The sequence below is a fragment of the Rhodobacteraceae bacterium D3-12 genome, assembly GCA_025916135.1.
Lineage (GTDB): Bacteria > Pseudomonadota > Alphaproteobacteria > Rhodobacterales > Rhodobacteraceae > JAKGBX01.
This window is the reverse complement of sequence record CP104793.1, coordinates 4,196,876-4,221,182: the sequence shown is the minus strand read 5'-3', so window position 1 is coordinate 4,221,182 and position 24,307 is coordinate 4,196,876. Positions and strand designations below refer to the sequence as shown.

The window sequence follows — 24,307 nt, the reverse complement described above, 5'->3', positions numbered from 1 at the left end:
AATAGCAAAGTCCCAAGCGCCTGCGCGGGGTCGTGCTCCGGCACCGGCGGTCGCGAAAAAGAAAAAGAAGAAGGCTTCGCCACGGCCTGCACCGGTTAGTGCGCCCGCACCGACACCACCAACACGCCCAGCCCCACCTGCGCCGCCCGCAAACACTGCGCCGTCTACTGGTGGATCAGGTGGTGGGTCCGGTGCTGGCGGCTGGGGCTAATCTCATGGAACGCGCATTGGGTCTGTTGCGGATGTTCGGAGCCACTGTCCTGCTTGGACTGTTTGCAACTCAAGCCCAAGCGCAAACTCATGAACGGCTGGCGGTTGTCATAGGCAATCAGGATTACAAAGAGGTTGTTGACCTCGACAATGCACGCAACGACGCGGTTAAAATGGCAGCCAAGCTTAGAGAGCTTGGGTTCACGGTGTTCGACGCCTATGACGTAGATCGTCGTGGGTTTGAGACACTGCTCAGGCAATCCATTCTCAACGTCGGCGACGGCGCCGAGATCGTTTTCTTTTATGCCGGGCATGGGGTGCAGATTGGGCGACGGAATTACCTGCTTCCGGTCGACGTTTCCTTTGACAGCATTTACGATCTGCCGGTTGAGAGTGTAACGTTGGATCGCGTTATCGAACTTCTGTCGGCGCGTGGTGAAGTGCATATCGCGATTATCGACGCTTGTCGCGACAACCCGTTTCCCAATGTGAAGCTAGCCGGGAATTTGGATGCAAGCTTGTTTGAAGCCAAATCGGGGTTTGAAGTGTTCCGCACCCCGCTCAACTCTTTGGTAGCTTTCAGCACGTCACCGGGCATGGTGGCGTTCGATGGCGAGGGCGACAATAGCCCATATACCACTGCCATACTGGACGTGTTGAACAGCGCCCCGTCGGATCCGGCGCAATCCGTTTTCTCAAAGGTGCGCGAGGCGGTTTATCAATCAACCAAAGGCAAGCAGGTACCTTGGGAAAGTTCGACCCTTGTAAAGCCGTTTCAGTTTGGCGATGCGAATGGAGGCCCGCGCGGTTTGATGTTAGCGCAGGCGACGGTGCCCAAGGCAAACGCTGGCGAGCCACGGCAGAGTGAACCAGCGGTCGCCCCGGTGGTTCCGGTTGTGCCGGTTGATACACCGGTAGTGTTGCCCAAGGCGATTTCTCTCACTGCAGATTTCAACAGGCGGATCGAACTGGGTCCACTGTTGGCGCAGGCGCTAAAACTTTCTGATGCGTTTCAGGTGACCCTCGCGACCGCGCCAAAGAACGGCACGGTCTCAAGCAGTGACAAGGGTGGTTTGGCGTTTGTTCCGGTGATTTCCGAGCAACGAGCCGCTGGTTATGAGCAGGTCAATAAGGCCCGTTTTGTGCTGGATGTAAGCGTAGGTGACGTTAGCTCTGCTGTAGATGTCTCGCTCACGATGCCGGTGAACAAATGCGATCTTGCTGCTGGTGACGCCTTGGATTCCGGGAGTGTTGGGTATTATCGGCTACCTAACGAAATTGAGGTTCTGCCAGCGCTTGAATACTGTCGAACGGCCGCAGCGCAGAACCCGGACCTTCCCCGCTATCGCTATCAACTTGGTCGCGCCGAGCTCGCCGCCGGGCGGTTTGAAGCCGCGATGACGAGTTTTCAGGATGCAACGGATGCCGGATATGTGCGTGCCAAGCACGGTATAGCGCGGCTTTTGTCGAGCGAACAAATTGACCGGGACTTTGTGAAGGTTCCGTATGACTTGGTCCGTGCGAATGCCCTGTTTGAAGAGGGGATAGCGGCGGGGGATCCCTTTGCAATTCACTCGCGGGGCTTGATGCTTTTGCGCAATGGCGAAACGAAAGCGGAGCGGGAGCGCGGGTTTGAACTGTTAGATCGCTCTGCTGAGCTTGGGCATACGTATTCGATGAATGAACTGGGTGTTTTCTTCCTCTCTAAGAGCAGCAACTATTTTCTTCCTGAGCGCGGGATGGAGTATCTTAGGGCCTCGGCGGCGCGTGATGACATTTACGGATATCATAACTTGGGGTTTGTCGCGTTGTTCGGGCTTGAAACCGGAAGCAAGGATTTTCAGGAAGCGTTCAAATGGTTCAAAAAGGGGGCTGATGGCGGGCACCCGAAATCACCGGCCGCAATCGGGCGGATGATAGTTCAAGAGCAGCTTCCAGGCAAAACCAAGGATGAAGCGTTGCGCTGGTACGACCTTGGGTTAGAGCGCGGTGATGGTTGGGGCGGAGCGAACGGCGCCTTTCTGATCACCAATGGAGAAGTCGGCGGTGAAGAGATTTACCAAGGGTTGATCCGCGCGGCCAAGACTGTTCATTTGCCCGACGACGACGCGGCGGCGGCGGCGCAAAAGATACTGGACGGGGCAACGAAGCGAGATTTGTCGAAGGCAACTCAGGCGTTGTTGAACGAGCTTGGCGCGTCGCTTGCTGTTGATGGGGCGATTGGCCCTGCAACGCGAAAAGTGTTAAATGCACGGGCCGCTGAACATGGGTTGCCCGACTCTGGGACCGATGCCACAGCGCAATTGCTGACCGTTGCCAAAGTGTATTGGGCGGAGCGCCCGACACGGCCTGACTTGTATTAAGCGGTAGGTGACTGGGAGTAGGCCAAGCCCAACAAAACAAGGCCGAGCACAACCCGGTAGATTACATAGGGCGTGAAACTGGTTGTGCGAAGAAGCCGCATCATCAAAGTGAGCGCGGCCAGGGCGGCAATAAAGCTGAACAAGGCGGCGATTGCGCCATCTTTGGCGGTTTGCATGTCGGCAGTTGAGATCACTTCGAGCGACGTTAGAGCGCCGGAAGCGAAGATCACCGGGATGGACATGAGCATGGCAATTTTGGCTGTGTCCTGACGAGCGTAGCCCATCATGCGACCCGCGGTGATGCATATACCGGAGCGTGAGGTACCGGGGATAAGAGCGACCGCTTGCCATAAGCCAAATAACACAGCGTCTTTGATGGACCAATCGCCTTGGGTTTTGGTGCTGGGCCCCTTCTGATCGGCCCAGTAGAGCAGAAGACCGAAAAGCAGCATGGTCCAGCCAATGACTTTGAGCGTGCGCATGTCATCGCTGAGGCCGGTGATTTTGAGCAGAAGACCGGCGAGGATCGCGGGGACAGTGGCAATCATCAGAAGGAAAGCGAGCCTCGATCCGGGGGTGTCGATTTTCCCGGTGAGCATGCGCGGAACACCAGCGAGACCTTGGCGAACATCAGGCCAAAAATATGCGACCACGGCGAACAGTGTACCAACATGGACGGCGACATCTATCGCCTGTCCTTGATCCTCAAGGCCGGTAAGGCGGGGCAGAAGGATCAGGTGGCCGGAGGAGGACACCGGCAGAAATTCGGTGATTCCCTGTATCAGGGCCACGAGAATCAGATGAAACAGCGGCATATGCTCGGCCTTTTTATCGTTAGAAACAGCTATAAATCGGGGCGGCAAAAAGGGAAAGTGAGCAGTTGGGTCCGCTTCGGTTTCTTTTTTCACGAGGTTGAGTTGAAAAATTTCGTTTTTCGGTGATCTATCGGAATATAGGTCAATATTACTGCCTTTTAATCGTTCTGGCGGTGGGGTATTAGGCGGTTCGCTTTGATGAATGTGAGGAAGCAAGCTGTGGCCAAGCAACCGATGCTGAAATTCGTGACCGTAGAGCGGGATATGCCCGAGAAACGGGGCGCTAGTGTGCGCAATAAGGATTTCGACGAGATTTACGCGGAATTTGCCAAGGCCAAGGCCGAAGAGCAAGCCAGCCGGTGTAGCCAGTGTGGCGTGCCCTATTGTCAGAGCCATTGCCCGCTGCACAATAACATCCCCGACTGGCTGCGCATGACCGCGACGGGCCGGTTGGAAGAAGCTTATGAGCTGAGCCAGAGCACCAACACATTCCCCGAAATCTGTGGGCGTATCTGTCCGCAGGACCGGCTGTGCGAAGGCAATTGCGTGATCGAACAGAGCGGCCACGGCACCGTGACCATCGGGTCGGTCGAAAAATACATCACCGACACAGCCTGGGAAAAGGGCTGGGTCAAACCCGCCAATCCCAGCGCCGAGCGCAAGGAAAGCGTTGGCATCATCGGCGCAGGCCCCGGTGGGCTAGCAGCGGCGGACCGGCTGAGACGGGCGGGCATTCAGGTCACGATCTATGACCGCTATGACCGCGCGGGCGGGTTGCTGACCTATGGCATTCCGGGCTTCAAGCTGGAAAAAGACGTGGTGATGCGGCGCAACGACTTGCTTGAGCAAGGCGGGGTGACGTTCAAGTTGAATTGCGAAGTCGGCAAGGACATCTCGTTTGACGAAATCCGGGCCGCACATGACGCGGTGATTATTGCCACCGGCGTCTATAAAACACGGGATTTGCAGGGTCCGGGGTCCGGTGCCAAGGGCATCGAGCGCGCGATTGATTACCTGACCGCAAGCAACCGGCTTTCGTTTGGCGACACGGTGCCGGAAATCGAAGATGGCACGCTGAACGCCAAGGGCAAAAAGGTGATTGTGATCGGTGGTGGCGACACGGCGATGGACTGTGTGCGCACGGCGATCCGTCAGGGCGCGGAGAGCGTCAAATGTCTTTATCGTCGTGACCGGGCCAACATGCCGGGCAGCCAGCGCGAAGTGCAAAACGCCGAGGAAGAAGGCGTTATCTTTGAATGGCTGGCCGCACCAAAAGGGTTTGTCGGCGATCCCGTCAGCGGTGTCATGGTCCAAAAAATGCGGCTTGGGCCACCGGATGTCAGCGGACGGCAAAGCCCCGAAGTGATCGAAGGCGCGGATTACACCGAGAGCGCGGACCTTGTTATCAAGGCGCTTGGGTTTGAAGCCGAAGACCTGCCGATGCTGTGGGATGCGCCGGAATTGACCGTGACCAGCTGGGGCACGGTAAAGGCGCAATATCTGACCGGGGCGACCGAGTTGGATGGTGTTTACGCAGTGGGCGACATCGTGCGCGGTGCCAGCCTTGTTGTTTGGGCGATCAAGGACGGGCGCGACTGTGCCGACGCGATTTTGCAGCGTTTGAACAGTGTTAACGAAATCGCCGCTGAATGAAAAAACGAGGGGGTGACTCTCGGCTGACATCCGGCTGACTCACGGCTGCCGTCAGACTCCGCCCCTAAGTCTTAACGGGTCAAGATTGTTGACCCATGTAATGAACAAAGCATGAAGCCAACCGGAGATGTTCCGCGCTTGATGCCCCCGATGAAGGAGAGGTCAAATGACCAAATTCGACGACAGCTGGGCCGCGAAAGAAGAAGCCGCCCGCGCAGTGATGGCCGAAAAGAGCCTGTATCGGGAAGAGCATGAGCATTCGTCATGCGGCGTTGGCCTTGCCGTGAGCATCGACGGGCAACCGAGCCGCCAAGTGGTGGAAGCCGGGATTACCGCGCTCAAGGCGATCTGGCACCGGGGGGCTGTTGATGCGGACGGCAAGACCGGCGACGGCGCGGGCATTCACCTTCAGATTCCGGCGCCGTTTTTCTATGACCAAATCCGGCGCACCGGGCATGAGCCGAATATTGACGAGCTTATCGCCGTTGGGCAGGTGTTTTTGCCGCGCACCGATTTCGGCGCACAGGAAAAATGCCGGACCATCGTGGAAACCGAAGTTCTGCGCATGGGCTATTACATCTATGGCTGGCGGCACGTGCCGGTCGAGATTGATTGTCTGGGCGAGAAAGCCAACGCGACCCGCCCCGAGATCGAGCAAATCCTTATCAGCAACTCGAAAGGCGTGGACGAAGAGACATTCGAGCGCGAGCTTTATGTCATTCGCCGCCGGATCGAGAAAGCAGCGGCCAAGGCCGGTGTTGGCGCGCTTTACCTGTGTTCGCTGTCGTGCCGGAGCATCATTTACAAAGGCATGATGTTGGCCGAACAGGTGGCGGAGTTTTACCCCGACCTGCTGGATGAGCGGTTCGAGAGCGCCTATGCGATCTATCACCAGCGCTATTCCACCAACACCTTCCCGCAATGGTGGTTGGCGCAACCGTTCCGCATGTTGGCGCATAACGGCGAGATCAACACGCTTAAAGGCAACGTCAACTGGATGAAGAGCCACGAGATTCGCATGGCGAGCTCGGCTTTTGGCGAATTGGCCGAGGACATCAAGCCGATCATCCAGAACGGATCGTCGGATTCCGCCGCCTTGGATTCGGTTTTCGAAGTGCTGGTGCGGGCCGGACGCAAGGCGCCGATGGCGAAAACCATGCTGGTGCCAGAAAGCTGGTCCAAACAGGCGGTTGAGCTGCCCGAGGCGTGGCGCGACATGTATTCCTATTGCAACTCGGTCATGGAGCCGTGGGACGGCCCGGCCGCATTGGCGATGACCGATGGGCGGTGGGTTTGTGCCGGGCTTGACCGGAACGGCCTGCGCCCGATGCGCTATGTCGTGACCGGCGACGGCATGCTGATCGCCGGATCGGAAGCCGGCATGGTGCCGGTTGACGAAACATCGGTGAAGGAAAAAGGCGCGCTTGGCCCCGGTCAATTGCTGGCCGTGGATATGGAAGAAGGCAAGCTGTTCCACGACACCGAGATCAAGGACAAGATGGCCGCAAGCCAACCGTTTGGCGAATGGGTCAAGAAGATCACCGAGCTGGAAGAAACGCTTCAGGATCTGGACGAGAAGCCGCTGTTTTCGGGTGAGGAGCTTCGCAAGCGTCAAATCGCGGCGGGCTTTACCCTTGAAGAACTGGAGCAGATTCTTGCGCCGATGGCCGAGGATGGCAAAGAGGCATTGGCCAGCATGGGCGACGACACGCCCAGCGCGGTTCTGTCGACGAAATACCGCCCGCTGAGCCATTTCTTTCGCCAGAACTTTAGCCAGGTGACGAACCCGCCGATTGACAGTCTGCGCGAATACCGGGTGATGAGTTTGAAAACCCGGTTTGGCAATCTCAAGAACGTGCTGGATGAGAGCAGCGCGCAGACCGAGATTATCGTGCTGGAGAGCCCGTTTGTTGGCAATGCGCAGTGGGACGAGCTGACCAAGAAGTTCAACGCCGATCTGGTTGAGATCGACTGTACCTTTGGAGCGGATGACGGGCGCACGGCGCTGCGGGACGCGTTGACACGGATCAGGGCCGAAGCCGAAGATGCGGTGCGGTCGGGCGCGGGGCATATTGTTCTGACGGATCAACATCAGGGCGAAGGCCGGGTGGCGATGCCGATGATTTTGGCAACAAGCGCGGTGCATTCGGGGCTGACCGAGAAGGGTTTGCGGACCTTCTGTTCGCTGAACGTGCGGGCGGCGGAGTGCATTGACCCGCATTATTTTGCGGTTCTGGTGGGCTGTGGCGCGACCGTGGTGAACCCGTATCTGGCCGAGGATAGCCTTGCTGATCGGATCGGGCGCGGGTTGCTTGATGGAAGCCTGAGCGAGAACATCGCGCGCTATCGCGAGGCGATTGATCAGGGGCTTTTGAAGATCATGGCGAAGATGGGGATTTCTGTGATCTCCTCCTATCGCGGCGGTTTGAATTTCGAGGCTGTGGGTTTGAGCCGGGCGATGTGCGCCGAGTTTTTCCCCGGAATGTTGAGCCGGATCAGCGGGATCGGGGTTTATGGTATTCAGCGCAAGGCCGAGGAGATCCACGCACGCGGGTGGCGCTCAGGGGTTGATGTGCTTCCGGTTGGCGGGTTTTACAAAGCGCGTCAGTCAGGCGAGACACATGCATGGGGCGCGACGAGCATGCATTTGATGCAGAGCGCCTGTGACCGGTCGAGCTATGCCATGTGGAAGCAGTATTCCAAGGCGATGCAGAGCAACCCGCCGATCCATTTGCGCGATCTGTTGGCGATTAAGCCGCTGGGCAATCCGGTGCCGATCGAAGAGGTCGAGAGCATCACGGCGATCCGTAAGCGGTTTGTGACGCCGGGGATGAGCCTTGGGGCGTTGTCGCCGGAAGCGCATAAGACGCTGAATGTGGCGATGAACCGGATTGGCGCGAAGTCGGACAGTGGCGAGGGCGGCGAAGATCCGGCGCATTTCGTTCCCGAACCGAATGGCGACAACCCGTCGGCCAAGATCAAACAGGTTGCGTCGGGGCGCTTTGGCGTGACGGCGGAATACCTGAACCAGTGCGAAGAGCTGGAGATCAAGGTCGCGCAGGGGGCCAAGCCCGGCGAGGGTGGGCAATTGCCCGGCATGAAGGTGACCGATCTGATCGCGCGGTTGCGGCATTCGACCAAGGGGGTGACGCTGATCTCTCCTCCGCCGCACCACGATATCTACTCGATCGAGGATCTGGCGCAGCTGATCTATGACCTCAAGCAGATCAACCCGCGGTGTAAGGTGACGGTGAAGCTTGTGGCCTCGTCCGGGGTTGGCACGATTGCCGCCGGTGTGGCCAAGGCCAAGGCGGATATTATCCTTGTGTCCGGGCATAACGGTGGCACGGGCGCGTCGCCGGCGACGTCGATCAAATATGCCGGTCTCCCGTGGGAGATGGGCCTGACCGAGGCGCATCAGGTTCTGGCGATGAACAAGCTGCGCGACCGGGTGACGCTGCGCACCGATGGTGGGCTGCGCACCGGGCGTGATATTGTCATGGCCGCGATGATGGGTGCCGAGGAATACGGCATCGGCACCGCCGCGTTGATCGCGATGGGTTGCATCATGGTGCGCCAGTGCCAGAGCAACACCTGCCCGGTTGGCGTGTGCACACAGGACGAAGACCTGCGTGCGAAGTTCACCGGATCGGCGGATAAGGTTGTGAACCTGATCACCTTCTATGCCACCGAAGTGCGCGAGATTCTGGCCGAGATCGGGGCGCGGAGCCTTGACGAAGTCATCGGGCGCGCGGATCTGCTGAGCCAAGTTAGCCGGGGTGCGGACCATTTGGATGATCTCGACCTGAACCCCCTTCTGCTGACCGTGGATGGCGCGAAAGACATCGTTTATGACCGCGAGAAAAAGCGCAACAAAGTGCCCCGCACTTTGGACGCAGAGATCGTGCGCGATGCGCGGCGCTTCCTTGAGGAAGGCGAAAAGATGCAGCTTTCCTATGCCGTGCAGAATACGCATCGGACGGTGGGCACACGGGTGTCGAGCCATATCGTGCAGAATTTCGGGATGCGCAACGCGCTCCAGCCCGATCATCTGACCGTGAAGCTGACTGGCAGTGCCGGTCAATCGCTGGGGGCGTTTGCCGCGCCGGGGCTAAAGATCGAAGTCAGCGGTGATGCCAATGACTATGTCGGCAAGGGCTTGTCAGGCGGAATGGTTATTGTCCGCCCGCCGATGCATTCACCGCTGGTGGCAAGCGAAAACACCATCATCGGTAACACCGTGCTTTATGGCGCGACCGATGGCTATCTGTTCGCCGCCGGACGCGCGGGAGAGCGGTTTGGCGTGCGAAATTCGGGTGCCAAAGTGGTGATCGAGGGCTGCGGCAGCAACGGGTGTGAATACATGACCGGCGGTATCGCTGTGATCCTTGGCAGTATCGGAGCCAACTTTGGCGCGGGGATGACCGGCGGGATGGCGTATCTTTACGATCCCGAAGGCGATGCCGAAAAGCTGATGAATATGGAAACGCTTGTCACCTGTCCGGTGACGGTGGCCCATTGGGAAAGCCAGCTTAAAGGCTTGATCGAGCAGCACCTGAAAGAGACCGGCAGCGCCAAGGCGGCGGATATTCTGCAGCATTGGGATCTTGAGCGGGCTAATTTCCTTCAGGTTTGCCCGAAAGAGATGTTGGCGCATCTGGCGCATCCGCTGAGCACGGAAAAAGGCGCTATTCCTGCGGAATAGAGACTGTTTTCACAGCGTTAAGAAAAAATAACCCCCGGCGGCCCAAAGGCTTCCGGGGTTTTTTGCGCGGGAATCAACGAAATATGACCGTATTTGCGCCGCTTTTCGGCGGCAACGTCGTCAGCGTGTAACACCCTAAGAAATGAGGCGCGCGCGTGCCGACGACCTATACAGACCAGTTTTTCATCATTGACCCGTATAGCCCGCCGGCGGCGGGCACGGCGATGACTTTCAATGTCTATGACCTCATCGACCAAAACGATGATGGCGATATTGATTTGAACAATGATGACAGCGTTGATGGGCAGGATGTGATTTCCAGCTGGCCGGGTGATACCGTCACCGTCAACGTGCCCGGCGTGGGCAACATCACCTATACCGGCACCACGCTATACCTCGCCGATGGGCGGCAGGTGTTTACCCCCACCGACGGGCAGGCGCTTCAGAATGGCACGCTTGTCGGCGCGACCGGCGTCACAACGCAGGGGCCGCTGAATGTTAGCGACCTTGGGCCGATCTGTTTCACCCCCGGCACGTTGATTGACACGCCCGAGGGTGCGCGGCGGATCGAAACGCTTTGCGTAGGCGATGCCGTGTTAACCCGCGATCATGGGGCGCAGCCGATTAGATGGATCGGGGCGCAGAGCATTTGCGGCAAAGATGAATTTGCACCTGTTCGGTTTGAAACCGGAGCGGTTGGCAATGATGCGCCGTTGGTGGTGTCGCCCAATCACCGCGTTCTTGTCAGCGGTTGGCAGGCCGAATTGTTTTGCGGCGTTGATGAGGTTCTTGTCGCCGCCAAACATCTGGTTAACGGGCTGACTGTGCGGATCGTTCCTTGTGAAACAGTGACCTATCTGCACCTGTTATGTGATGCGCATGAGATCGTGTCGGCACATGGGGTATGGTCCGAAAGCCTGTATCCGGCGGCCTTGCAGGGGCACGCGGATCGCGGGACATTGCGCGAGATCAGAGCGCTGTTCCCCGAGTTGCTTGTTGGGTCGCGGACCGGTGCCGGATTGGCACGACCGATGGCAAAAGGGTTTGAAGCCGCGATGCTGGCGGCCTGAGGCTTTTCCAAGCGGGCGCACTCGCCTATAGCAAATGCATGGCGAAGAACACCAAAGCAAAACCCAAATCAAAGACCAAGGCGAGCAGCAAGGCTTCCAAGCTGAAAACCGGCGTGGTCGATCAGGCGCTGCGCCCGTTTCGCTGGCTTCGGCGGTGGGCGTTTCGGTTGGTGATTTTGGTCTTGGCCACAGCGTTGATTGTCGTGTCGCTGCATACAATTTTTAACCCTTCAAAGACCTTTTACATGCGGGCCGAGGCACGCAGGTTAGGCGGTTTGGACCATATTTGGGTGCCTCTGAGCGAAGTGGCGCCGGTGATGGCGCGATCGGCGGTGGCCGCAGAGGACGCGAATTTCTGTCTTCACTGGGGGTTTGATGTAGAGGCCATTCGCGCCGCCTTGGAAGAGGGGGACGGGCGCGGGGCGTCGACCATCAGCCAGCAAGTGGTCAAGAACGTCTATCTCTGGCAAGGGCGCAATTGGACCCGCAAAGCGTTGGAAGCGGTGATCACCCCGGTGGTCGAAGCGATCTGGACCAAACGGCGGATTATCGAGGTGTATTTGAACATCGCAGAGTTTGACGAGGGCGTGTTTGGCGTCGACGCGGCGGCGCAACATTACTTTGGCGTGACCCCTGCGAAATTGTCGCCATTGCAGGCCGCGAGATTGGCGGCGGTCTTGCCCTCACCCAAGACGCGCTCGGCTTCGCGGCCGAGCAAGGCGCTGGCGCGGCGGGCACGTTCGATTTTGGACGGGGCGGAGACAATCCGCCGGGACGGGCGGGCTGCGTGTTTCGAGGATTGAAAATTCCCGCGTAAAGCGCCATTGAGGAATGCAAACCTCATTCTAACGTCGAAATGCTCATGGCCACTCTGTATCACGTTCCGCTCTCCCCTTATTGCCGCAAGGTTCGCTTGAGCCTTGCCGAGAAGAAGATTGAATGTGAGCTGATTGAGGAGCGCTATTGGGAGCTGGACCCCGACTTTTTGCGGCGGAACCCGGCGGGGAAGGTTCCGGTTTTGAAGATCGACGGCATGGTGATGTCCGAAAGCGCGGCGATTTGCGAGTACCTTGAGGAGACTTATCCCGAGGTGTCATTGATGCCCAAGGACGCGGTCGGGCGCTATGAAGTGCGCCGTCTTGTCGGGTGGTTTGATGACAAGTTTCATGACGAGGTGACCTCGAAGCTGGTGTATGAGCGGGTCAACAAGAAGGTGATGAAACAGGGGTATCCCGACAGTAAGAACGTGAAAACCGGGGCGCAGAAGATCAAGTATCACCTAGATTATATGGCGTGGTTGCTGGATCAGCGGCGGTGGTTGGCAGGGGATGTCATGACGCTGGCGGATTTCGCGGCGGCGGCGCATTTGTCGTGTCTGGACTATATTTCCGACGTGGATTGGAACCGGAGCGAGGCGGTGAAGGATTGGTACGCCAAGATCAAGTCGCGCCCGGCATTTCGTAACATCCTGGCCGATCAGGTGCCGGGGTTTTTGCCGCCGCCGCATTATGCCGATCTGGATTTTTGATCTGCGGGGTTGGGGGATGCCTCTAGCCGGGAGCTGGCGCCTAGACATAGGTTTAGGTGGGGGCCAGCCCCCACACCCCCGGGATATTTCCGGTCAGATGAAACATGAGTGACGATCTGAAAACGCTGCTAGTGGCGCGGGCGGAGGCCGAGGGGTTTTCGGCGTGTCGGATATGTCGGCCGTGGGATGTGGGGCATGTGGCCGGGGATCTGTCGGGGTTTTTGGGCGAAGGGTATCACGGGACCATGGGGTGGTTGGCCGAGCGGGCGCATTGGCGGGGGGCGCCGGATGTGCTTTGGCCGGAGGCGCGGTCGGTCATTATGTTGGCGGAGAGCTATGCGCCGGAGTATGATCCGAGGGAGGATTTTGATAAGAGTTCGGCTGGAATAGTCTCTGTTTATGCGCGCAATAAGGACTATCACGATCTGGTTAAAAAGCGTCTGAAGCGGGTGGCGCGGTGGTTGATTGAGGAGGCGGCGAGCGCTCCGGAAGTTAAGGTTTTCGTGGACACCGCACCGGTGCCGGAGAAGCCCTTGGGGCAGGCGGCGGGGGTGGGCTGGCAAGGCAAGCATACCAATCTGGTCAGTCGCGAGTTGGGCAGTTGGTTTTTCATCGGCTCGATTTTCACGACGCTTGAGTTGCCTGCAGACACGGCGGAGGTGGATCATTGCGGATCGTGCCGGGCCTGTTTGGAGGCCTGTCCGACGGATGCGTTTCCCGCGCCGTATAAAATTGATGCGCGGCGGTGCATTTCCTATCTGACGATTGAGCATAAAGGGCCGGTGGACGAGCAGTTGCGCGGGTTGATGGGCAACCGGATCTACGGTTGTGATGATTGTCTGGCGGCCTGTCCGTGGAACAAGTTCGCCGAAACGGCCCGCGAGGTGCGCTATCACGCGAGAGAGGATTTGATTGCGCCGCCACTGGCCGAGTTGGTGGGTCTGGACGATACCGCCTTTCGGGCGAAATTTAGCGGGTCGCCGATCAAGCGGATCGGGCGGGCGCGGTTTGTGCGCAATGTGCTTTACGCGATCGGAAACTCGGGCGTTCAATCGTTAATGCCACACGCGCAGGCGCGGTGTGAGGACGACGAAGAGGTTGTGGCCGACGCGGCGCGTTGGGCTGTTGGGAGATTGCGGCAATGACGCTTGCTCTTGGGGTGGATACGGGCGGCACGTTTACAGATGCGGTTTTGATCCGGGATGAGCGGGAGGTGATCGCCAGTGCAAAGGCGCTGACGACGCGGCAGGGCCTTGCCATTGGGGTGGGTAATGCGGTGCAAGCCGTTCTGGAACAGTCCGGCGTTGCGCCCGGTGACATCGGGTTGGCCGCGCTTTCGACCACGCTGGCGACGAATGCCTTGGTTGAGGGGCAAGGCGGGCGCGTTGGTTTGATCTATGTCGGGTTTGACCCCAGAGATTTGAACCGGCACGGATTAGAGGACGCGCTGAAAGGAGATCCGGTGCTGTTCTTGGGCGGCGGGCATGACCACGCAGGCCAAGAAGCCGCGCCGCTGGATGTTTCGGCGCTTTTGGCATGGTTAGAGACGCATTCTGATGTGAGCGCCTTTGCTGTTGCGGCGCAGTTTGCCACCCGAAACCCGGCACATGAGGCGGAGATTTCCGAACTTCTGCGCGAAAAGACCGGACGGCCTGTGTCGTGCTCTCATCACTTGTCGGCGCGGCTTAACGGGCCAAAACGGGCTTTGACCGCTTTGTTGAACGCACGATTGATCGGAATGATTGACCGATTGATTGGCCGGGCGGAAGACCGGCTGCGCGAGTTGGGCATTCTGGCCCCGATGATGGTCGTGCGCGGAGATGGCGCGTTGATCGGGGCGGAGATGGCGCGAGAGAGGCCAATCGAGACCATTTTGAGCGGCCCAGCCGCGTCGATTGTCGGGGCGAGCTGGTTGACCGGGGCGCGGGATGCGCTGGTATCCGATATTGGCGGCACGACGACCGATGTCGCGTTGTTGCGCGATGGGCGGCCCAAGATTGACCCGGATGGCGCAAGAGTCGGCCCGTTTCGCACCATGGTGGAGGCTGTTGCGATGCGGACCAGCGGCCTTGGCGGGGATAGCGAGGTTCATTTCGAAAGCGAGGGGCTGGAAGGCGGGCTGAGCCTTGGGCCGAGGCGGCTTGTTCCTGTGAGCCTGCTCGCACATGACGCGGGCGATTTGGTGCACCGGGCGTTGGAAGAGCAGCTTCGCCGGTCGACGCCGAGTGACATGGACGCGCGGTTTGTGCGCCGGGTTGACGGGCTTGAACCGCTAGGATTGAGCGCGCGGGATTTGGCGGTGTTTGAACGGATCTCCGGCTTGCATCCGGTCTCCGAGGTGTTGAAAAGCCGAATGGAGGTCAGCGCGCTGCGGCGGTTGCAAGAGCGCGGCTATATCCAGATTGGCGGGGTGACGCCAACCGACGCGGCACATGTTTTGGGACTGGTTGACGCCTGGGACTGTAAGGCGGCCGAGACCGCGCTTGGCCTGTTTGGGCGGCGGCGCGGCGGGTCGGGCAACATGTTGGCGCCGGAAGCGCATGTTTTGGCGAGGATGATCATTGATCAGCTAGAAGAACAGACTAGTTTAGCTTTGTTAGAGACTGCTTTTGCCGAGGAGGGCGCGCAATTCGACGCAGCGCCCGAGGTGCTTGCGCGGCACGAATTGCTGCGCGCCGGTCTGTCGCGGCATCAAGGTTTGATACGGATCGACGCGCGATTGAATACGGCGGTGATCGGTCTTGGCGCGTCAGCCGCAAGCTATTATCCGGCGGTTGGCGAATGGCTGGGCTGTGACATGATCCTGCCGGAACATGCCGAGGTGGCGAATGCCGTGGGCGCAGTTGTCGGGCGGATTACGATGCGGCGCGAAGGCACGGTGACAAGCCCGACCGAGGGGCTGTTTCGGGTGCATGGCGACGACGGGCCGAAAGATTTCAACGACTCCGGTGCCGCCTTGGCGCATCTTGAGGCGCTGTTGCGCGCGCAAGCAGAGGCAGACGCGCGGGCATCAGGGGCAGGTGATGTGCAGATTTCGACCCTGCGCGACGTTAAACAATCCGCCGTTGAAGGGCGCGACGTGTTTATTGAGGCGGTGATCACTGTGGAGGCGTCAGGCCGCCCGCGGATTGCGGACGACCTGAGCTAATCTTTAGGACTTGGGCGTCGAAGAGACGCCAACCTGTGCGGGACGCAGCAGGCGGTCGTGGATCATGAAGCCTTCGGCAGAGACCTGAATGATGTCGCCAGCTTTGGTGCCGGGAAGGGGCGCTTCGAACATCGCTTCGTGGTGTTGCGGATCAAAACGGTCGCCGACTTCGGGGGAGACGATTTGAATGCCGTGCTTGCCAAAGACGTTGAGCAATTCGCGCATGGTCAGCTCGACCCCTTCGATCAGGGCGGCGGAAACCTCTCGCTGTTCCGGGGTTGCCGCTTCGAGGGCGCGTTTCATGTTGTCATAGACAGGCAACATGTCGCGGGCGAGTTTAGAGCCGCCATATTGCTCGGCATCGCGGCGCATTTTGTCGCCCCGCTTGCGTGCGTTTTCGGCATCGGCAAGGGCGCGCATAAATTTGTCGCGCAGCTCGTCCCGCTCGGCACGGAGTTCATCAATTTCGATATCGTTTTCGTCGAGTTCAGCGAATTCATCCGCAAGCTCTTCTGCTTCGGCGGTATCAATGTCGTCGAGGAACTCTTCTTCTTTGCGCTCAGCCATTCTTCACCTTTTAGCTCCGGTCTAGCTCCGGTCGGAAATCATCCGGCCAACCAGTTGGGCGGTGTAATCCACGATGGGAACGATCCGCCCGTAATTCAAACGTGTCGGGCCAATCACGCCAACGGCACCGACTATCTTACGATCAGCGTTCATATAGGGAGAGACGACCAAAGAGGAACCCGAAAGTGAGAAAAGTTTGTTCTCTGAGCCGATAAAAATGCGCACACCTTCGCCATCTTCGGTGAGTTCGAGGAAATCGGCGATATCACGCTTGCGTTCAAGGTCGTCGAACAGGGTTCGGATGCGGTCGAGCCCGTCGGTTTCGGCGCCTTCGGTGAGGAGATTCGAGCGGCCACGCACGATGAGTCGCTCGTGGGATTCGCCTTTGCCCTCCCAAAGGGCGAGACCGCTATCGACGAGATCGGCGGCGAGGCTGTCGATTTCCTGACGACGGGCAGTGATTTGATCGCGGATCACGGTGGTGAGTTCAGAGAGAGTGCGGCCTTCGATCAGGGCGTTGAGGAAATTCGCCGCTTCGCGCATCGAGCTGGGGGTTTGGCCGGTGGGCGGGGTGAAGATGCGGTTTTCAACCTGACCATTGGCGAAGACCAGCACGACGAGGGCGCGGTCGTGGGCGAGGTGGACGAATTCGATATGTTTGATCGGGGCTTCGGTTTTTGGCGCAAGAACGAGAGACGCGCCGTGGGTCACCCCGGAGAGGGCGGAACCAATCCGGTCAAGCATGGTGCCGACATCGGCGGTGTTGCTGCCGAGGGTTTGGTCGATTTTCTGGCGGTCATCGCTTGTCATGTCGCCAACTTCGAGCAAGCCGTCAACGAACATACGCAAGCCGGTTTGCGTGGGGATGCGACCGGCAGAGATATGCGGGGAATCGAGCAGGCCGAGGAATTCGAGGTCTTGCATGACATTTCGGATTGTCGCCGCGGATACTTTCTCTTCGAGCGTGCGGGTGAGCGTGCGCGAGCCGACCGGGTCGCCGGATTCCAAATAGGCCTCGACCACGCGGCGAAATACCTCGCGCGAGCGGTCATTCATTTCAGCAAGGATTTGGCCCGTGTCCTGGGGTTTGTTGCTCATTGTCTGCTCTTGATGAACCGATCGACATTAAAGGTGTGTAGGGCAGAAAGGTCAATCGGGGTTGCACAAGGTCGCGCGCGCCCTGTATCTGCGAAAAAGAATGCGATGAAAGGACATATCATGCGCCCCTCCGATAGAGATTTGGATCAAATGCGCGCGGTTTCAATCGAAACCGGTGTAACAAAACATGCAGAAGGCTCGTGCATGATCAAAATGGGCGATACGCATGTGCTGTGCACCGCGACCATCGAAGACCGGGTGCCGCCGTTTATCAAGGGGTCGGGTCTCGGCTGGGTTACCGCGGAATACGGGATGCTGCCGCGCTCAACCACAAGCCGGATGCGGCGCGAGGCGTCGGCGGGCAAGCAGGGCGGGCGCACCGTTGAAATTCAGCGTCTGATCGGGCGGTCGCTGCGCGCGGGTGTTGACCGCGTTGCATTGGGTGAGCGGCAGATCACCGTCGATTGCGATGTTATTCAGGCCGATGGCGGCACGCGCTGTGCGTCGATCACCGGCGGTTGGGTTGCGCTTCGCCTTGCGGTGAACAAGCTGATGAAAACCGGCGAAGTGACCTCTGATCCGTTGGTTGATCCGGTGGCGGCGGTCAGTTGTGGGATCTATGCCGGGCAGCCGGTTTTGGATCTGGATTACCCCGAAGACAGCGAAGCCGGGGTGGACGGCAATTTCGTAATGCTCGGCAATGGCCGGTTGATTGAAGTTCAGATGAGCGCCGAAGGTTCAACCTTTACCCGCGCCCAAATGGACGAGCTTATGGCCCTCGCCGAGAAGGGCGTCGGCGAATTGGCTGCGATGCAAAAGGCCGCGACCAGTGCGTAAGTTCGACGGTGATGCGCTGGTGATTGCCAGCCATAACAAAGGCAAGCTGCGAGAGATCGCAGCTTTGCTTGCGCCTTTTGGCGTGCGCGTGAGTTCGGCCGGCGATCACGGGTTGGACGAGCCGGAAGAAACCGAAGACACATTTGCGGGCAACGCCCGGATCAAGGCGCATTTCGCCGCCCAAGCAACCGGGATTCCGGCTTTGTCGGATGACAGCGGCATCACGGTCGACGCGCTTGACGGGGCGCCGGGTGTTTACACCGCCGATTGGGCCGAAACGCCCGATGGGCGAGATTTTCCGATGGCGATGGAAAAGGTCTGGCGGTTGTTGGAAGACAAGAACGCACCGGCGCCGCGGACTGCGGCGTTCAATTGCACCCTGTGCCTTGCGTGGCCCGATGGGCATGACGAAGTGTTTGAAGGCCGGGTCGATGGGCAAGTCGTCTGGCCGATGCGCGGCGAGAACGGGTTTGGCTTTGATCCTGTGTTCTTGCCCGATGGCGAAAGCGAAACCTTTGGCGAGATGGACCCCGAGCGCAAAGACGCGATGAGCCATCGCGCCGATGCGTTTGCCAAATTTGTGGCGGGTTGTTTTGGCTGAAGACTGGCAACAAGGCGGCTTTGGCATTTACGTCCATTGGCCGTTTTGCGCCGCCAAATGCCCCTATTGCGATTTCAACAGCCACGTCAGCGCGAATATTGACGAATCCCGCTGGGTTAGAGCCTATTTGCGCGAATTGGATCGCTATGCCGAGGCCGTGCCCGGACGGGTTTTAACCTCGGTCTATTTTGGCGGCGGCACCCCAAGTTTGATGGCGCCAGAAACGATTGCGGCGATTTTGGATCGCATTCGCGCCCATTGGCCAACTGCCAACGATTTGGAAGTGACGTTGGAGGCGAACCCAAGTTCGGTCGAAGCCGAGCGGTTTCGCGGCTATGCTCTTGCCGGTGTGAACCGAGTTTCGATGGGGTTTCAGGCGCTGAACAACACGGATTTGAAGCGGTTGGGGCGATTGCACACGGTCGAGGAAGCGATGAGCGCGCTGGAAATCGCGCAATCCCAATTTGAGCGGGTGAATTTCGACCTTATTTATGCGCGGCAAGATCAAACGCTTGATGAATGGCGGGAGGAGTTGGCGCGGGCGCTGAGTTTTGCGCCGGATCACCTCTCGCTTTATCAGCTTACGATCGAACCGGGCACGGCGTTTGGCGATCGCTATGCTGCCGGAAAGCTGCGCGGCTTGCCGGATGATGACCTTTCGGCCGAGATGTATGTTGCGACACAAGAAATGTGTGAGGCGGCGGGGTTTGCCGCCTATGAAGTGTCTAATCATGCGAAACAGGGTCAAGAATCGCGGCACAATCAGATCTATTGGCGCTATGGCGATTACGCCGGTGTTGGTCCCGGAGCGCATTCGCGACTGACGATTGACGGGCAACGGTTTGCGATTGAAACACCGCTGATGCCGGGCAAATGGCTCGCTGCTGCTGAGGCGGGTTATGGAGAGAGCGAACGCCGGGCGCTGACGGGGCACGAACAGGCCGAAGAATACCTTATGATGGGGTTAAGAACCGCGCAAGGCATTGATATTAAACGATATAGCTTTCTTTCCGGCTCTGAGTTACCCGCCGACACCCTTGAGCATCTAGAGAAGATCGGCATGATCGCGCCGCCCGATACGCATATACGGGTGACGCCACAGGGGCGCATGGTGTTGAATGCGGTCATCAAAGAATTCTTTGTGGGTTAGAGATGCGGTTTGTCTGGGCAACATTGGGGTTGATCTGTGTCGGGCTGGGCCTGATCGGGATCGTATTGCCGCTTTTGCCGACCGTGCCGTTCATGTTGCTGGCAGCGTTTTTCTTTGCCCGCTCATCAGAACGGTTGCACAATTGGCTGATCACGCACCCTACGCTTGGGCCGCCAATCGTGGACTGGCAAAGCAGCGGCGCGATAAATCCACGGGTGAAACGCATCGCAACCGTGTCTATCGGGGTGGTGTTTTTGATTTCGGTGGCGCTTGGGCTGCGCCCGTTGCTGCTCGGGATACAGGCGGCGGTTTTGTGCTGCGTTCTGATCTTTATCTGGTCGCGGCCTAGCTACTAGTCAAAACGCGGCAGAGATCGTCGAGGTCGTCGAGGGTCTTGTAGCTGATCACCAGCTTGCCGGATTCCTTGCCGTTGTCATGGTTCACTTCGACCTTCATTCCGAGATTGGCGGAAAGATCGCCTTCGAGAGCTGCGGTGTCCGCGTCTTTGCTCTTGGGCGTTGCCTTGGTCGTGGGCTTGGCGGGGGTGTTGGCGCCAGTTTTCTTGGCGAGCGCTTCGGTCTCGCGGACGGACAGGCCGTTTTTCACAACCAAACGGGCGAGCGCAGCGGGGTCATCGGCAGTGATCAACGCGCGGGCGTGGCCGGCGGAAAGCTTATCCGCTTCCAACAGGTCGAGCACCTCTTGCGGCAGGCCAAGCAAACGCATCTGGTTGGCGATATGCGAGCGGCTTTTGCCGAGCGCGCGGGCAAGCTGTTCCTGAGTGTGGCCGAATTTGTCGATGAGCTGGCGATAGCCCGCTGCTTCTTCGACTGGGTTGAGATCGGCGCGCTGAATGTTCTCGATGATGGCGACTTCGAGCACTTCGGTATCGTCGAATTCACGAACAATAACAGGCACTTGGTGAAGCTGTGCCTGTTGTGCGGCGCGCCAGCGGCGTTCGCCCGCAACAATTTGATATTGCCCTGTTTTCTTGGGGTCCGGGCGCACGATCAAGGGCTGAATGATGCCTTTTTCGCGGATCGAGTTGGCGAGATCGTCGAGTTTGGCCGGATCAAAGGTTCGGCGGGGCTGATCCGGGTTTGGTTTGACCTTTTCGATCGGCATTTGTTGTTCGGCGCGACGCGGCGTTTGGGTTTCCGTTTGGTCGTTTTCTTCGCGATTTACGTCCGCCATCAATGCGGACAGCCCGCGGCCCAGCCCTCGTTTTTTATCGGCCATGTCGTGCTCTCCTTTTGTGCGGTTAGGCGGCTTTGCTTGCGTGATTGCCCAAAAGCTCTGTTGCGAGATCGCGGTAAGCTTGTGCGCCTTTGGATTCCGGCTCGTAGCTGAGCACTGGCATGGCGAAAGACGGGGCTTCGCTGACCCTGACGTTGCGGGGAATGATGGTGCTGAACACCAATTCGCCGAGGTTATCGCGGGCATCCGCTTCGACCTGTTGGGACAGGCGATTGCGGCCATCATACATGGTGAGCACAATCCCCTCGATCCGGAGATCGGGATTTGCGGTCTGGCGGACTTCGCGGATGGTGAGCATCAGCTGCGAGAGGCCTTCGAGCGCGAAGAACTCGCTTTGGAGCGGGACGAGAACGGAATGCGCGGCGACCATTGCGTTCACCGTCAGCAGGTTGAGCGACGGCGGGCAGTCGATCAGGATGTAGTCGAACGAATAGGCGTCCATTGCGCGCTGGCGAAGGGCGTCAAACAGCAAAAAGCTGCGTTTTTCGTTGGAAATAAGCTCCATATCGGCAGAACTTAGGTCAACGGTGGCGGGCACGATCTTTAGGTTTTTGGTGTCGGAGTCGTGGATGACTTCGCTGAGCTCGGCTTCGCCGAGGATCAAATCATAGGTGGTAAATTCACGATTGTTGCTTTCGATCCCCAACCCGGTCGAGGCGTTGCCCTGTGGGTCAAGATCAATCACCAAAACGCGGCAGCCTTGCTCAGCCAGGGCGGCGCCAAGGTTGATCGTGGTGGTGGTTTTGCCCACGCCACCTTTTTGATTTGCGATGGCAATGATTTTTGGCCCCGGAGGGCGGGTCGGATCAGACACGGGAAAGCCCTTTGATTTTCAGAACGACAGCATCGGATTCGGTGGTGCTTGTGAGAGCATCATACGAGAATTGCCACGCTTCGCGAGCGGTTTGAACCTCGGATTTCCAGTTTTTTCCCTTTTGGAACAAGCAAACCCCACCCAGAGCGAGATGCGGTGCGGCGTAGCCCATCAGTTTTCCGAGATCTGCAAGAGCGCGGGCGGAAATGACGTCCGCGTTAAGCGGGCTCACTGCTTCGATACGCTCGGCGATGACCTCGGCCTTTATACCCGTTTCGCGGATGACTGTGCGCAGGAAGGTTGCTTTTCGCTGATCGCTTTCGACGAGGGTGGTGGAGGCGGGGTTGCCGGTTTCCGCCGCTGCGATGGCGATGACTAGGCCGGGGAAGCCTCCGCCGCTCCCTAGATCGGCCCAATGGGTGGCGGTGCCGTCAAAAACGCGGAAAACCTGAAGAGAATCGACGATATGACGCGTCCAGAGGTCAGGAATCGTGGATTTGGCAACGAGGTTTATGCGCGGATTCCATTTGGCCAGCAGGGCAGCGTAAAGCTCAAGTCGTTCAAATGTTTCACGTGAAACATCCAAGCTCGCTGCGCTCGGCATCACGCGCGTTTCTCCTTGCTTGATTGGCGCAGTTTGGCCAGCAGCAAGGCGAGAGCGGCCGGTGTCATACCGTCAACGCGCCCAGCTTGGGCGAGGTTTCCGGGGCGCGCTTGAGACAGTTTGGTTTTAAGCTCATTCGAGAGGCCGGCAATTGCGTCATAATGGAAATCAACGGGGATAACCTGACCTTCGTCACGCTTGAGAGCTTCGACGTCACGCTTTTGACGCTCGATATAGTTGGCGTAGAGGGCGTCTTTTTCCAACTGGCTCCGAATCTCTGCATCAATCGTTGAAAAATCGGGGTCGAGCGTCGTGAGACGGTCAAAGTCCACGTCCGGGAAGGCCAAGAGCTGCATTCCGTCGCGGCGGACACCGTCTTTGCTCATCGAAAACCCCTTGGCATTCAGCTCTGTCGGGGTCCAGGTTTGACCTTCGAGTAAGTCACGACCAGCGGCGAGGGCTCCTGCTTTGGCATTGAAGGCCCGCTTGCGCGGCTCTTCCACACAACCAAGGTCGAGCGCCAAGGGTGTAAGCCGTTGATCAGCATTATCGGCACGCAGGGCCAGACGGAACTCGGCGCGAGACGTGAACATGCGGTAAGGCTCGGACACGCCACGTGTGATGAGGTCATCAACCATCACGCCGATATAGCTGTCTGCGCGACTAAACAGCAGGGGATCACGGTTGAGAACAGCCAAAGCAGCGTTGAGACCGGCGACGAGCCCTTGAGCTGCGGCCTCTTCATAGCCTGTTGTGCCGTTGATTTGGCCAGCGAGGTAGAGGCCGGGAGCGGCCTTGAGCGACAGGGTGTTGGTCAAAGCACGCGGATCGACGTAATCGTATTCGATGGCATAGCCCGGTTGTAGGATTTTCGCCTCTTCAAGCCCGGTGATGGAATGCACATAATCATGCTGCACATCTTCGGGGAGCGAGGTCGAAATGCCATTGGGGTAGACCGTATGATCGTCAACCCCTTCTGGTTCAAGGAAAATTTGGTGCGAGCTTTTGTCAGCAAAGCGCACCACCTTATCTTCGATAGAGGGGCAATACCGCGGCCCGACGCCATCAATATGGCCACCATACATCGCAGAGCGAGATAGGTTGGCTTGGATAATCTCGTGGGTTTTGGCGTTTGTATGCGTGATACCGCAAGAGATTTGTTTCGCTGTGGGCGCGTTTGACAGGAAGGAAAACATCGCCGGATCGACGTCTCCGGGTTGTTTTTCAAGGATGTCCCAATTGATTGTGCGACCGTCGAGGCGGGGAGGCGTGCCGGTTTTCAAGCGACCAAGGGGGAGATCGAAGCTGTCCAAACGCTCGGCCAAACGCACCGAAGGGCGATCACCCATCCGGCCACCAGGACGGGAGACGTCGCCGATATGGATGACGCCACGCAAGAATGTGCCCGTTGTCAGGATAACGGATTGCGCGCGAATTTCACTTTCATCCGCGAGCTTCACGCCGGTGACGCGGTCGCCCTCCATCAGGAAATCGGTGGTTTCGCCTTCGATAATGCTGAGATTTTCGCGGTTTTCGGTCTCGCGCAGCATCTCGCGACGGTAAATCGCGCGGTCGGCCTGAGCCCGGGGCCCTTGGACGGCGGGGCCTTTGCGACGGTTGAGCAGGCGGAACTGGATGCCGGCAAGGTCAGCCACGCGGCCCATGACACCGTCCATCGCATCAATCTCTCGCACGAGGTGACCTTTGCCGAGGCCGCCGATCGCAGGGTTGCAAGACATGACGCCGATATCTGCCCGGCGCAGGGTGACGAGCGCGGTGCGCACTCCCATCCGGGCCGCAGCATGGGCGGCTTCTGTTCCGGCGTGGCCTCCGCCAACGACGATCACATCGAAATCAAGATGTTTCACGTGAAACATTCCTCTTGGT

The 24,307-nt window shown here is 58.7% G+C and carries 19 protein-coding genes; 12 read left to right on the top strand and 7 right to left on the bottom strand.

All coding sequences use genetic code 11. The annotated features are described in order from the left end of the window. Positions 1-215: 215 nt before the first annotated feature. Complete coding sequence (locus N4R57_20680) at positions 216-2,573, top strand: caspase family protein (protein UYV37331.1); 2,358 nt, start codon at positions 216-218, stop codon at positions 2,571-2,573. On the opposite strand, the gene N4R57_20675 is transcribed toward N4R57_20680, so the two are convergent. Beyond that, positions 2,570-3,388 (bottom strand): undecaprenyl-diphosphate phosphatase, encoded by an 819-nt coding sequence (locus N4R57_20675; GenBank protein ID UYV39635.1) that lies wholly within the window; start codon positions 3,386-3,388, stop codon positions 2,570-2,572. The genes N4R57_20680 and N4R57_20675 overlap by 4 nt on opposite strands. A gap of 219 nt (positions 3,389-3,607) precedes the next feature. Between N4R57_20675 and N4R57_20670 the strand changes: the two genes are divergently transcribed. The 7 genes from N4R57_20670 (at position 3,608) to N4R57_20640 (ending at position 15,492) form a co-directional block, all read left to right on the top strand. Then, positions 3,608-5,041, top strand: a complete 1,434-nt coding sequence (locus N4R57_20670) for an NAD(P)-dependent oxidoreductase (GenBank protein ID UYV37330.1) — start codon at positions 3,608-3,610, stop codon at positions 5,039-5,041. Between the two features lie 166 nt (positions 5,042-5,207). After that, the gene (gltB, locus tag N4R57_20665) at positions 5,208-9,746 is read left to right on the top strand and encodes a glutamate synthase large subunit (GenBank protein UYV37329.1); all 4,539 of its coding nucleotides are present in this window, start codon (positions 5,208-5,210) and stop codon (positions 9,744-9,746) included. Between the two features lie 155 nt (positions 9,747-9,901). After that, positions 9,902-10,816 carry a Hint domain-containing protein gene (locus N4R57_20660; protein UYV37328.1) on the top strand — a complete coding sequence of 305 codons (915 nt, stop codon included), beginning with the start codon at positions 9,902-9,904 and terminating at the stop codon, positions 10,814-10,816. A 38-nt stretch (positions 10,817-10,854) separates the two neighbouring features. Further along, complete coding sequence (gene mtgA, locus N4R57_20655; protein UYV37327.1) at positions 10,855-11,619, top strand: monofunctional biosynthetic peptidoglycan transglycosylase; 765 nt, start codon at positions 10,855-10,857, stop codon at positions 11,617-11,619. Positions 11,620-11,678: 59 nt separating this feature from the next. Continuing rightward, a complete protein-coding gene (locus N4R57_20650) occupies positions 11,679-12,344 on the top strand; it encodes a glutathione S-transferase family protein (GenBank protein UYV37326.1) in 666 nt (221 codons plus the stop codon). Between the two features lie 104 nt (positions 12,345-12,448). After that, entirely contained in the window at positions 12,449-13,489 is a 1,041-nt protein-coding gene (queG, locus tag N4R57_20645) for a tRNA epoxyqueuosine(34) reductase QueG (GenBank protein ID UYV37325.1), read from the top strand. Beyond that, positions 13,486-15,492: a hydantoinase/oxoprolinase family protein gene (locus N4R57_20640; GenBank protein UYV37324.1), complete on the top strand. Its 2,007-nt coding sequence runs from the start codon at positions 13,486-13,488 to the stop codon at positions 15,490-15,492. Before queG ends, N4R57_20640 begins: the two co-directional genes overlap by 4 nt. Before the next feature lie 3 nt (positions 15,493-15,495). Here the strand turns inward: N4R57_20640 and N4R57_20635 are convergent, their stop codons facing one another. Both N4R57_20635 and hrcA read right to left on the bottom strand, forming a co-directional pair. Then, positions 15,496-16,059 (bottom strand): nucleotide exchange factor GrpE, encoded by a 564-nt coding sequence (locus tag N4R57_20635; protein ID UYV37323.1) that lies wholly within the window; start codon positions 16,057-16,059, stop codon positions 15,496-15,498. 21 nt (positions 16,060-16,080) lie between these two features. Further along, positions 16,081-17,157: a heat-inducible transcriptional repressor HrcA gene (gene hrcA / locus N4R57_20630; GenBank protein ID UYV37322.1), complete on the bottom strand. Its 1,077-nt coding sequence runs from the start codon at positions 17,155-17,157 to the stop codon at positions 16,081-16,083. Positions 17,158-17,277: 120 nt separating this feature from the next. Here hrcA and rph point away from each other — a divergent pair, with 120 nt between their 5' ends. Genes rph through N4R57_20610 form a run of 4 tightly spaced genes read left to right on the top strand, consistent with a single transcriptional unit; the run spans position 17,278 to position 20,101 of the window. Then, on the top strand, positions 17,278-17,994 hold the full coding sequence (rph, locus tag N4R57_20625; protein UYV39634.1) for a ribonuclease PH: 717 nt from the start codon (positions 17,278-17,280) through the stop codon (positions 17,992-17,994). Next, positions 17,987-18,595 (top strand): RdgB/HAM1 family non-canonical purine NTP pyrophosphatase, encoded by a 609-nt coding sequence (gene rdgB, locus N4R57_20620; GenBank protein UYV37321.1) that lies wholly within the window; start codon positions 17,987-17,989, stop codon positions 18,593-18,595. The genes rph and rdgB overlap by 8 nt, the downstream gene beginning before the upstream one ends. Further along, positions 18,588-19,745: a radical SAM family heme chaperone HemW gene (hemW, locus tag N4R57_20615; protein UYV37320.1), complete on the top strand. Its 1,158-nt coding sequence runs from the start codon at positions 18,588-18,590 to the stop codon at positions 19,743-19,745. The genes rdgB and hemW overlap by 8 nt, the downstream gene beginning before the upstream one ends. A 2-nt stretch (positions 19,746-19,747) precedes the next feature. Continuing rightward, complete coding sequence (locus N4R57_20610; protein UYV37319.1) at positions 19,748-20,101, top strand: YbaN family protein; 354 nt, start codon at positions 19,748-19,750, stop codon at positions 20,099-20,101. Here N4R57_20610 and N4R57_20605 read toward each other — a convergent pair. From N4R57_20605 to mnmG, 4 genes are read right to left on the bottom strand one after another with little or no spacing between them, the layout of a single operon-like run. After that, on the bottom strand, positions 20,091-20,984 hold the full coding sequence (locus N4R57_20605; GenBank protein ID UYV37318.1) for a ParB/RepB/Spo0J family partition protein: 894 nt from the start codon (positions 20,982-20,984) through the stop codon (positions 20,091-20,093). The genes N4R57_20610 and N4R57_20605 overlap by 11 nt on opposite strands. A 22-nt stretch (positions 20,985-21,006) precedes the next feature. Beyond that, positions 21,007-21,816 (bottom strand): AAA family ATPase, encoded by an 810-nt coding sequence (locus N4R57_20600; protein ID UYV37317.1) that lies wholly within the window; start codon positions 21,814-21,816, stop codon positions 21,007-21,009. Continuing rightward, complete coding sequence (gene rsmG, locus N4R57_20595; GenBank protein UYV37316.1) at positions 21,809-22,420, bottom strand: 16S rRNA (guanine(527)-N(7))-methyltransferase RsmG; 612 nt, start codon at positions 22,418-22,420, stop codon at positions 21,809-21,811. The genes N4R57_20600 and rsmG overlap by 8 nt, the downstream gene beginning before the upstream one ends. Continuing rightward, positions 22,420-24,297: a tRNA uridine-5-carboxymethylaminomethyl(34) synthesis enzyme MnmG gene (gene mnmG, locus N4R57_20590; protein ID UYV37315.1), complete on the bottom strand. Its 1,878-nt coding sequence runs from the start codon at positions 24,295-24,297 to the stop codon at positions 22,420-22,422. The genes rsmG and mnmG overlap by 1 nt, the downstream gene beginning before the upstream one ends. Positions 24,298-24,307 lie beyond the last annotated feature (10 nt).